The 10,310-nt window shown below is 68.0% G+C and carries 10 protein-coding genes; 8 read left to right on the top strand and 2 right to left on the bottom strand.

Annotation, left to right across the window (positions count from 1 at the left end; genetic code table 11):
• Positions 1-488: 488 nt before the first annotated feature.
• The 6 genes from cmtR to CYJ22_RS09760 all read left to right on the top strand — a co-directional run bounded on the left by cmtR (position 489) and on the right by CYJ22_RS09760 (position 7,255).
• Complete coding sequence (cmtR, locus tag CYJ22_RS09790; protein WP_007588138.1) at positions 489-857, top strand: Cd(II)/Pb(II)-sensing metalloregulatory transcriptional regulator CmtR; 369 nt, start codon at positions 489-491, stop codon at positions 855-857.
• Positions 854-2,758, top strand: a complete 1,905-nt coding sequence (locus tag CYJ22_RS09785; protein ID WP_007588136.1) for a heavy metal translocating P-type ATPase — start codon at positions 854-856, stop codon at positions 2,756-2,758. The genes cmtR and CYJ22_RS09785 overlap by 4 nt, the downstream gene beginning before the upstream one ends.
• A gap of 28 nt (positions 2,759-2,786) precedes the next feature.
• A complete protein-coding gene (locus CYJ22_RS10400) occupies positions 2,787-2,912 on the top strand; it encodes a hypothetical protein (protein WP_279354684.1) in 126 nt (41 codons plus the stop codon).
• Between the two features lie 356 nt (positions 2,913-3,268).
• The gene (locus CYJ22_RS09770; RefSeq protein ID WP_101602474.1) at positions 3,269-4,681 is read left to right on the top strand and encodes an SLC13 family permease; all 1,413 of its coding nucleotides are present in this window, start codon (positions 3,269-3,271) and stop codon (positions 4,679-4,681) included.
• A 19-nt stretch (positions 4,682-4,700) separates the two neighbouring features.
• A complete protein-coding gene (locus tag CYJ22_RS09765) occupies positions 4,701-6,788 on the top strand; it encodes a sensor histidine kinase (RefSeq protein ID WP_101602473.1) in 2,088 nt (695 codons plus the stop codon).
• Positions 6,785-7,255, top strand: coding sequence for a response regulator (locus CYJ22_RS09760; RefSeq protein ID WP_007588139.1), 471 nt, complete (start codon positions 6,785-6,787; stop codon positions 7,253-7,255). The genes CYJ22_RS09765 and CYJ22_RS09760 overlap by 4 nt, the downstream gene beginning before the upstream one ends.
• A 63-nt stretch (positions 7,256-7,318) precedes the next feature.
• Here CYJ22_RS09760 and CYJ22_RS09755 read toward each other — a convergent pair whose 3' ends face one another.
• Positions 7,319-7,972 carry a hypothetical protein gene (locus CYJ22_RS09755; RefSeq protein WP_101602471.1) on the bottom strand — a complete coding sequence of 218 codons (654 nt, stop codon included), beginning with the start codon at positions 7,970-7,972 and terminating at the stop codon, positions 7,319-7,321.
• A 102-nt stretch (positions 7,973-8,074) separates the two neighbouring features.
• Complete coding sequence (locus tag CYJ22_RS09750) at positions 8,075-8,824, bottom strand: NADPH-dependent oxidoreductase (protein ID WP_101602470.1); 750 nt, start codon at positions 8,822-8,824, stop codon at positions 8,075-8,077.
• Positions 8,825-8,847: 23 nt separating this feature from the next.
• Between CYJ22_RS09750 and CYJ22_RS09745 the strand changes: the two genes are divergently transcribed.
• Both CYJ22_RS09745 and CYJ22_RS09740 read left to right on the top strand, forming a co-directional pair.
• Positions 8,848-9,783, top strand: a complete 936-nt coding sequence (locus CYJ22_RS09745) for an alpha/beta fold hydrolase (protein WP_101602469.1) — start codon at positions 8,848-8,850, stop codon at positions 9,781-9,783.
• A gap of 59 nt (positions 9,784-9,842) precedes the next feature.
• Positions 9,843-10,262 (top strand): hypothetical protein, encoded by a 420-nt coding sequence (locus CYJ22_RS09740; RefSeq protein WP_034496004.1) that lies wholly within the window; start codon positions 9,843-9,845, stop codon positions 10,260-10,262.
• The last annotated feature ends 48 nt before the right edge of the window (positions 10,263-10,310 follow it).

Here is a 10,310-nt window from a genome sequence, read left to right as displayed (position 1 = left end):
CGAGTCAGAAGTAGAGAGCTTTCTCGAAGGATCACACGGTGACCGCACCCATATCAAACAGGCCGACCACCACACGGTTACACCACTATGCGGGACGCTACTTCGCCCGGCGTGGCCTGATGTGTGCGTGAGCGCGAAAAAGTTCGCCCTGCGCGCTCACAATGGCTCAAAATTGGCGTTTTTACGCTTGCTGGGCGAACTTTTCGCGGAAATGCTGCTGAAGGGGCTGTGTTGGGCGAGTTCTTTCGCGCCAATCGGCCCTGCGCCCAGGTCTTGTAGGCGATGTGGCGCACGAGGCTGGCTGCGGTGGGGGTTTTGCAGCATTAGAAGCTGGTTGGCGGCGTGTCGCCGGCGTGTCGTACCTCTAATGACGCCATTTCCCCCGTTTGGTGACGGCCCGGCCGAGCCGAGCGCCGCAAGCGCGCGCAGCGCGTGCGGCAGCCGCGACAACTGGACATTAGGTCAGCGGCTGCTGTATAGTTCAGTGCATGCTGACCATTGCTTCGCGCCTCGACGTCATGAACCGGCTCGGCCGGGCCATGGCCGACCCGACGCGTTCCCGGATCCTGATGTCCCTGCTTGACGGCCCGAGCCACCCCGCGGTGCTCTCGCGCGAGCTGGGGCTGACCCGCTCGAACGTGTCCAACCACCTGACCTGCCTGCGCGACTGCGGGATCGTGGTCGCCGAGCCCGAGGGCCGCCAGACTCGCTACGAGATCGCCGACCCGCACCTGGCCGCGGCGCTGACGGCACTGGTCGATGTGACCCTCGCCGTGGACGAGAGCGCGCCGTGCATCGACCCAGCCTGCTCGGTGCCAGGCTGCTGCGCCGCGAGCAGTTCGGGGGACGCCTCGTGAGCGCCGCCTGCGGCTGCGACGAGCCGACGACCAGTCCCGCGGACGAGGCAGAGGAGGTAGAGCGCCCGTGGTGGCGTGATCCCGGCCTGGTCGTGCCGATCCTCTCCGGCGTCGCGTTCGGCACTGGCCTGGCGCTGGAGTGGTCGGGGCTGCACATCGCGGCGCTGGTCGCGTTCTGGGCGGGCCTGCTGCTGGGCGCGTACACGTTCGTGCCCGGTGCGATTCGGAATCTCGTTGTGAAGCGCAAGCTCGGGATCGCGCTGCTGATGACGATCAGCGCCGTGGGCGCGGTGATCCTCGGCTACGTCGAGGAGGCGGCCGCGCTGGCGTTCCTCTTCTCGATCGCCGAGGCCCTGGAGGACAAGGCGATGGACCGCGCCCGCGGCGGGCTGCGCGCGCTGCTGAAGCTCGTGCCGGAGACCGCGACCGTGCTGCGCGACGGGACCTCCGCCTCGGTCCCGGCCAGGGAGATCGCCGTCGGCGACGTGCTGCTGGTCCGCCCTGGCGAGCGGGTCGCGACCGATGGGCTGGTCCGCTCGGGCCGGTCGAGCCTGGACACTTCGGCGATCACGGGTGAATCGATCCCGGTCGAGGTCGCGCCCGGAGAAGCGGTGTCGGCGGGCGCGATCAACAGCGCCGGCGTGCTGGAGGTCGAGGCGACCGCCGCGGGCACCGACAACTCACTGACCACGATCGTGGAGCTGGTAGAGCAGGCCCAGGCCGAGAAGGGCGACCGAGCCCGGATCGCTGACCGGATCGCCCGCCCGCTGGTGCCCGGCGTGATGGTCCTCGCTGTCCTCGTCGGCGTGCTCGGGTCCCTGCTCGGTGACCCGGAGACCTGGATCACCCGCGCCCTGGTCGTCCTCGTCGCGGCCAGCCCCTGCGCGATGGCGATCGCGGTGCCCGTCACCGTGGTCTCCGCGATCGGTGCGGCGACCAAGTTCGGCGTCGTCATCAAGAGCGGGGCCGCCTTCGAGCGCCTCGGCGGTATCCGGCACCTGGCCGTGGACAAGACCGGCACTCTGACCCGCAACCGGCCCGAGGTAACCGCCATCGTCGCCGCCCATGGGTTCGACGATGCACAGGTGCTTGCTTGGGCTGCCGCAGTGGAGCAGCACTCGACGCACCCACTCGCCGCCGCCATCGCCGCCGCGGGCCGGGGAACCCCCGCCGCGCAGGACGTGGCCGAGGAGGCCGGGCACGGCATCGGTGGCCTGGTCGACGGCCGCAGGGTGGCGGTGGGCAGTCCGCGCTGGATTGACGCCGGTCCGCTCAAGGCCCGGGTCGAAGACCTGGAGGCCGAGGGGCAGACCTGCGTGCTCGTCACCGTCGACGGCTTCCTGGCCGGTGCGATCGGCGTCCGCGACGAGCTGCGCCCCGAGGTCCCCGAGGTCGTGCGGACCCTGCGCGACCAGGGCGTCGAGGTGAGCATGCTCACCGGCGACAACTCCCGCACCGCTGCTGCGCTGGCGAAGCTGGCCGGGATCGGCGACGTGCACGCCGAGCTGCGTCCCGAGGACAAGGCTCGTATCGTCGCCGGGTTCTCGGAGACGTCGCCGACTGCGATGATCGGCGATGGCATCAACGACGCGCCCGCCCTGGCCGGGGCGACCGTGGGCATCGCGATGGGCGCGACCGGCTCCGACGCCGCGATCGAGTCCGCCGACGTCGCCTTCACCGGCCACGACCTCGGCCTCATCCCGCAGGCTCTGCGCCACGCCCGCCGCGGCGGCAGGATCATCAACCAGAACATCGTTCTGTCCTTGGCGATCATCACTGTGCTGCTGCCGCTGGCGATCACCGGCGTGCTCGGCCTGGCAGCGGTCGTCCTCGTGCACGAGGTCGCCGAAGTCGTCGTCATCGCCAACGGACTGCGGGCTGCGCGTGCCCGCAAGCAATAGGTGTTCCGTCCAACGCCATAACTCAGACATGCGCTACGAGAACCCCCTCTATCTCGCCGAGGAGGCCGCAGCCCTGGACCTGATCGCCGACGGCCACACCGCCCTCGACGCTCATCAAGCAGCTAAGCCAGGACCGCGCCCTCGCGGAGGCTGACACCCTCCTCCTGACGATCCCCAACCAGCTCGGATTCGAGGAAAACTGGTCGATTATCCGCAACTTCGTGGAGTACGTGGCCCCCGCGCTCGGGTGGGAGCCGGCGCGTCCGGGTGCCCTCCCGACGGGCTACGACATCGACGAGGCCGGGGCCGAGAAGGGGGTCACGCGAGGACCGACTGAACGCGTGAGCGTCAAGCCGGGGTGGGGCATCGGGAAGCCCCACCCCGGTTTCCCTTTTTGTGTGTGCTGGCATACACTGGTCGGACACTATCCACGCAAGACGATGAGGTCTTCACATAATGGCTCGACGCTCCAAGGGCGCGGTGTCAATCAATCCGCGCTCCGCTCAGAATATGTCCACGCGACCGGCAGATTTCTCGAAGAAGAAGCAATCAATCAGCCCGGTCAAGGTATTCGGCGCCGTAGCGGCGCTGGCGTGCATCGTGACCTGCCTGTTCGTGCAGCTACCCGGCCTCGATGTGGCCGGTACGCGCATGTTCGGCATCTTCCTGGCGGCGATTCTGCTGTGGGTGACGGAGGCAGTGCCGCTCGCGGGCACGGCCGTCCTCGTTATCTTCCTGGAGGTCCTGTTCATCTCGGACCACGCGCTGCTGAGTGTGGGTGAGGGCGCTCCGGCCTACACGAAGTTCTTCGGTGCCCTGGCTAACCCGGTTATCATCCTGTTCCTGGGCGGCTTCATGGTGGCCGACGGCGCCGCCAAGTACAAGCTCGACCGCGCCCTGTCTGCCGTCCTCCTCAAGCCCTTCATGGGCAAGCCGCGCCTGACCGTCATGGGCGTCATGCTGATCACCGCGATCATGAGTATGTTCATGTCGAACACGGCAACCACGGCAACGATGTTCGCCGTCATGATGCCCGTCATCATGGCTCTGCCCGAGGGTAAGGCGCGCACCGGTATCGCCCTGTCGATCCCGGTCGCCGCGAACGTCGGCGGCATGGGCACGCCGGTCGGAACGCCCCCGAACGCGATCGCTCTGGGTGCCCTGGAGAACGCGGGCGTGAAGGTGACCTTCCTGCAGTGGATGCTCGCGGCCGTCCCGCTCATGCTGGTGCTCCTGGCTCTGTCGTGGGCGTTCATCGCGTGGCGCTACATCCCCAGCGACGCCAAGTTCGACATTGATACGTCGGCGCGCTTCGAGAAGTCGCGCAGCGCGATCATCTTCTACTCGGTGGCGGGTCTGACGATCCTCCTGTGGATGACGGAGTCGCTGCACCACATTTCTGCCAACGTCGTGGGCTTCCTGCCGGTCGTGGTCCTTCTGATGACGAAGGTGATGAGCGGCGACGACCTGCGCGCCCTGGACTGGCCGGTCCTGTGGCTGGTCGCGGGCGGTATTGCGCTGGGGTCGGGCGTGGCCGCGACGGGTCTCGACAAGTGGATGCTCGGCTCGATCCAGTGGGCCTCGATCCCCGGTATCCTCCTGATCTTCGTGCTGGCCCTCGTGGGTTGGGTGACCTCGAACGTCATTTCGCACTCCGCGTCCGCGAACCTCCTGATCCCCATGGGTATGGGCCTGGCGACGACGGTCTCCACGAGCGCCGCCGAGATCGCCATCGTCATCGCCCTGGGTTGCTCGCTCGGCATGTGCCTGCCGATCTCGACCCCGCCGAACGCGATCGCTTACTCGACGGGCACGACCCCGACCCGCGAGATGGCGATTGTCGGCATCGTGGTGGGCGTTGTGGGCATCATCCTCCTGGCGTTCATCGCGCCGCTGACCTGGGGATTCATTGGGGTGATGTGACGTGTCCGGGGACGAGGCCATGGTCGGTTCGGGGGCGGCGCGCCCCCGGCCGGGGCTGGCCCGCGGGTGGACGCAGGGGCCGGCGGCGGAGGACGCCTCGGTGCTGGCTCGCACGGATGTGCGCAGCGGCGGGCACCGAGCCGGCTACCCGATTCACATGCTGGTCGTAGGCGACGACTCGCGCTCGATTGCCGCGCCCGTTACGAGGGATCTAGCGCACGCATTCCCGGGCCTGTGCCTGGATCGCATCGACGAGATTGAGGACCTGGCCGCCTACGAGGCCAGCCTGAACCCGGGCGACCATGTGCTGATGGGCCTGGTGACCTCCGAGGTCGACGATATTGATGCGCTCATTGACCGTGCGAGGACTTTCCCGGCGCTGCAGCGCATGCAGTGGGTGGTGGTGACGGATAAGCCCGAGCACCGCGACCTGGCCCGGTGCATGCAGTCATGCGCGCTCGCCTCGGTCCTCAAGTCCCCGTGGACGGTTCCCCTGCTGGCAGGCCAGGCCTATTCGACGATGGTGCGATACCTGCAGGGGTGCGGCTATTCGGATAGGCAGATCCGCTCGCTCATCGCTGATCCGCCGCCTTTCGCCGTGCAGGGCCCGCTCCTGGAGGGCCTGGACCGCGACGAGCACGAGGTCGTCATGGAGCTCCTCGCCGGCGTCGAGCGAGTGCTCGGCCAGAGGCCTCGGCTCATCGTTCCCGAGGGGATACAGCTGGTGACCCAGGGCGAGCCGGTGGGCGCCGTCTACCTGGTGCTCGACGGGCAGGTGTCGCTCCACAGGGATTCGGCGCAGGGTGAGGTCCTGGCGCACCTGGCCTCGTCGGGCCCTCTCATCGGCCTCGTGTCGTTGGCCCGCGCGGAGGACGCGTTCTTCACGGGCGAGACGGCGACCGAGGCGACGCTCGTGCGCCTGACGACCGAGCAGCTCCAGATCGTCATCTCTGAGGACCCGTCGATCGGCGCGACCCTGACCGCGCTCGCGATCCGCTCGCTGACGCGCCGCCTCATGCGCGCCGAGGACCTCCACCTGCAAAACGCGATGCTCGCCGAGGACCTCGAGGCCCAGAAGGAGGCCCTGGCGGCCACGCTCGAGGACCTGCGTGCCACCCGCGCCGAGCTGGTCGAACGCGCGCGCTTCGCCATGCTTGGCGAGCTGAGCGCCGGCATCGCCCACGAGCTCAACAATCCGGTGACCGCCCTCGTGCGCGCGGCCAAGCACCTGCATGAGGATGTCGACGCCGCGCTCGCGGCACCGGCCACGGCCTCGTCGAGGGAGGCGATGGCCCGCGCCCTCACCGCACCGCCGCGCTCCACGTCGGTTGAGCGCGCCCTCATGAAGGAGCTCCTGCCCGTCGTCGGTGACCGCACGCTCGCGCGTCGCCTCGTGCGCGCGGGGATCCAGGGGGCGGACGGCGCGCGTGCGCTCGCGCAGATCCCAGGCGGCATCGACGCGTACGAGGCCGGGGCGCGCCTGGGCGGATCCCTGCGCTCGGTGCTCGCCGCGGGCGACCGCGTCATTGAGCTGACCCAGTCCCTCAAGGGCTACGCGCGCCCGGACGCCGAGGACCTCAAGCCCGTGGACGTGCGCGAGGGCATCGACGATGTTCTGCGCCTGACCGCCCACAGGGTGCGCGGCATTCGCATCGACTGCGACTACGAGGACGTGCCGCCCGTGTACGCGCACCCGGCGAAGCTGCAGCAGGTGTGGACGAACCTCATCGTCAACGCTGCCGAGGCCATCGAGGATGAGAACGCCGACCTGGTCGCGGCAGCCGAGGCTTCGGGCGGCGTGCCCGAGCTGCCCGCCCGCGGCGAGGCCGAGGCCCTCATCCGCATCACCGTGCGTCCCACGCCCGAGGGCGTGAGCGTTACCATCCACGACAACGGCCCGGGCATCGATCCGGGAATCGTCGACAAGATTATGGAGCCCCACTTCACCACCAAGGCGGGGCGCGTCCGATTCGGCCTGGGCATGGGCATGTCCATCGTCCGAAGCATTATTGCCGATCATGGGGGCACCCTCACGATCGACTCTCACCCGGGATCCACGATCATGCGGATCTCGCTGCCCGCCCAACCACACGAGGAGGAATCATGACCCTGACAATCCTGTCCCTTGAGGACGAAGCAGACGTGCGCGACGCACTCGAGCGCGATCTTGAACAGTTCTGGGACAAGATCCGGCTCGAAGTCGCCGAGGACGTTGACGACGCGTGGGCCGTCATCGACGAGATCGTCGAAGACGGGGACGAGCTTGCGCTGGTGCTGTCCGACCATCGCCTGCCCGGAAAGTCGGGCGTGGACTTCCTCGTGGAGCTCATGAAGGACGAGCGTTTCGGTGCGACCCGCACGGTCCTGGTCACCGGCCAGGCGGACCAGTCCGACACGATCCGAGCGGTCAACCAGGCGGGCCTGGACTACTACATCGGCAAGCCCTGGAACCCCGACGAGCTGCGCGCGGTCGTGCGCGACCAGCTCACCGAGTACGTCCTCGAGTCCGGCGTGAACCCCCTGCCCTACGTGAGCGTGCTCGACGGCGTGCGCGTCATGGAGGCAATTCGCTAAACCCTTGACAAAAGGGCCGCCGCACAACCAACGATGGTTGCGCGGCGGCCCTTGTTGTCTCTGTCAGCCCTGGGCCTGCTGGCCCGGGTCGTTGCACATGGTGATGCCTTCGAAGCCGGCGGCGCCCAGCACCTGGAAGATCTCGTCGAGGAGGACCATCGGCTCGGCCGTGCCCGCCGCGAACTCGGGGTGACGGATCTCGATGGCGGCCATGCCGCGCGGGTCCGTGACCGGCTCGGTGTCAAACTTCTCCGATAGCAGACGGTTCGCCTCCTCCAGGTCGGCGGGGGAGCCGAACGCCCAGGTCACGGCCTTGTTGCCCGCGCCCGTGGGGGTGCGCTGAATGTACATGCGCGTCATGAGGATGTGGCGGCCGTGACGGGGGAATATGTCGCCCACGCGGGTGAACAGCGCGATGTCCGCCAGGTCCCCGCCCAGCGATGAATCCACGAGCGCGTAGGCGTAGGCGCCGATGCCGCGCAGAGTGAGGGCGTCCGCGAGGAGGCCCATGACCTCGTCACCGAAGGGTTCGGGCTGGAAGTACACGCCCTCGCCGACCTCCGGCGCGTCTGGGCCGAGGAGCGTGATGTCGAAGCCGGCGTCCGCCAGCGCGTCCCGAACGAGTGCAACGTTGTGCTCCGGGAAGGGGTGCAGCGCGGCCGCGTTCGCGGCGATGCGCTCGATAAACACGTAGGTGGAAAAACCAAGCTCAGCCATGCGCTCATTGTAAGCGCGCGACAAGCACAGCATGCGACGAGGCCGTGGCGCCCCGGGCGGTTGAACGCGAGGGGAGGCCACGGCCTCGTCAAAGACGGAGAGTCAGCGCAGGCACAGGCCCTGCTCGTGGAGGACCTCCATGATGGGGGAGACGTGCGCGCCGCCCACGCCGATGTTGGTGGCGACTAGGTGGGTGAAGGACTCGAGGCGCGAGCCCGAGCGCAGGTCGTAGTATTCGGTGACCTCGCGGTCGTAGTCGGCGAGCGTCTCGGAGTAGGACTCGACGCGTGGGTACGTGTTCTTCGCGGTCATGACGGACAGAGGCATACGTGGCTTCTGGCCGGGTTCCTGGTCCGGGTGGCCGACGAGCAGGCCGACGATCGGGAAGGTCAGCTCCGGCAGCTCGAGCGCCTTCACGACGCCGCGCGGATCGGCGAGGATCGAGCCGAGGTAGACGGTGCCCAGGCCCATCGACTCGGCGGCCACGACCACGTTCTGCGCGGCCAGGAGCGCGTCCTCGACGGCGGTGAGGAACAGGTTGATCGACCCTAGGGCCTCCGAGGAGACGCCCTGCTCGGCGCGGATGCGGCTGTTGCGGTACAGGTCGGCGACGAAGATGAACAGGTCGCCCTTCGTGCCGCCCACGTAGGGCTGGCCGGAGGCAGCACCGATCGTCTCGCGCACCTTCGGGTCGGTGATGTGCAGGACCGTGCAGGACTGCAGGAACGAAGACGTGGCGGTGTGACGAGCCACGTCCATCAGCGTGGTGACCTCTTCCTCGGTGAGGGGCTGGTCCTTGTAGGCGCGGATCGTCCGGTGGGCGAGCTGGCTCGCAATCGTCTCGTTTGTCATGCGTTCATTCTACGATTGGGGGCGTGAAACAGACAGAGCCTTTCGGTCCTTTTGCGCTGGCAGCAAACGTCACCCCCGTCGCCGTCCCTTCCCCGGCCGGCGAGCTCAGTGGCCTGCTGACCGGCCCGAGCACCCCCGCCCTCGTCGACGGCACGCCTGCTATCTCAGCGGTGTCGACCCCGGGCGCCGCGGGGGAGAACCGCGCGCTCCTCGTCCCCGGCTACACGGGATCCAAGGAGGACTACTCGACCGTCCTGCCGTTCCTTGGGGAGGCGGGATGGGACGTCCTCGCCTACTCGCAACGAGGCCAGGGCGGGTCCGCCGCGCCCGCCGGCCTCGGCGCGTACGGGATGAGCGACTTTGTCGGTGACCTCATCGCCGTCGCCGAGGCCTGGGCCGGGACCACGGGTCGCGTGCACCTCGTGGGCCACTCTTTCGGCGGTATCGTCGCGCGCGCGGCCGTCGTCGCTCGCCCCGACCTCTTCGCCTCCGTCACCCTGTTCTGTTCGGGTCGCGCAGTCTACGACTGGATGAACACCCTGCCGATCCTCGACCCCCTGCCCACGGGTCCCGGCGCGCGCCAGCAGGTGCTGCGCACCTACTTCCCGGACATGAACTTCGAGGAACCCGGCGTCGGATGGGCGGAATTTCAACGTATCCGCGCGCTGGATACGGCCTCGGAAAACCTGGTGGGTATCGCCCGCATCCTCTCCCAGCTGCGCCCCGACACCCCGGCGCTCGCGGCCACGGGCGTGCCCGTGCACGTGCTGTACGGGGACCAGGATGAGATCTGGCCGCCCTCGTGGTACGCCGAGGAGGCCGCCGACCTGGGTGCCCGCGAGAGCATCATCCGAGGGGGCACGCACAGCCCGCAGTTGCAGTTCCCGCAGCAGTGGGCGGAGTTTGCCAGCTCGTACTGGGCGGACGTGGAATCGGGGGCGCTGGTCTGGTCCATGTGACGCAAGATGCTGTGACATCGTCCCAAAATGGGCCTTGTGATGCATATCTGTGAGGATGGATGCTTAGTATTGTGTTTATGAACAAGCGTTCCATCCTTACTGCAGTGCTGGCTCTCGGCCTGGGCGTGACCGCCCTGACCGGCTGCGCCACCGATTCCGATTCTGCTCACTCCTACGTGACCCCGAAGGACGTCAAGACGGTCGAGCGTCCCATCGCTCAGATCGACGACAGCGGCATCAAGGTCCCCGAGAAGCGCGACCTGAAGATCAAGCTGGCCGACTCCGACAAGGCCGCCAAGTGGACGATCGATGTTTCTGATCCGACCGCCCTCGAGGTCGGCAAGTCCGAGAAGAACATCGTCACCCTGCACCCGCTGCGTGCGCTGGGCGAGGAAGACGACCCGGTCACTGTGACCCTGACCGATCCGGACGGCATTAGCACCGAGATCACCGTCGTTATCACGCCGGGCGCCAACTGATTCCATACTGACAACGCTTCGGGCCCAGGATCTGCGGATCCTGGGCCC

Source organism: Schaalia odontolytica, from assembly GCF_002847525.1.
Classification (GTDB): domain Bacteria; phylum Actinomycetota; class Actinomycetes; order Actinomycetales; family Actinomycetaceae; genus Pauljensenia; species Pauljensenia odontolytica_B.
Note: the sequence above shows the minus strand (reverse complement) of the source record. Positions and strands in the feature narration are given on the sequence as shown.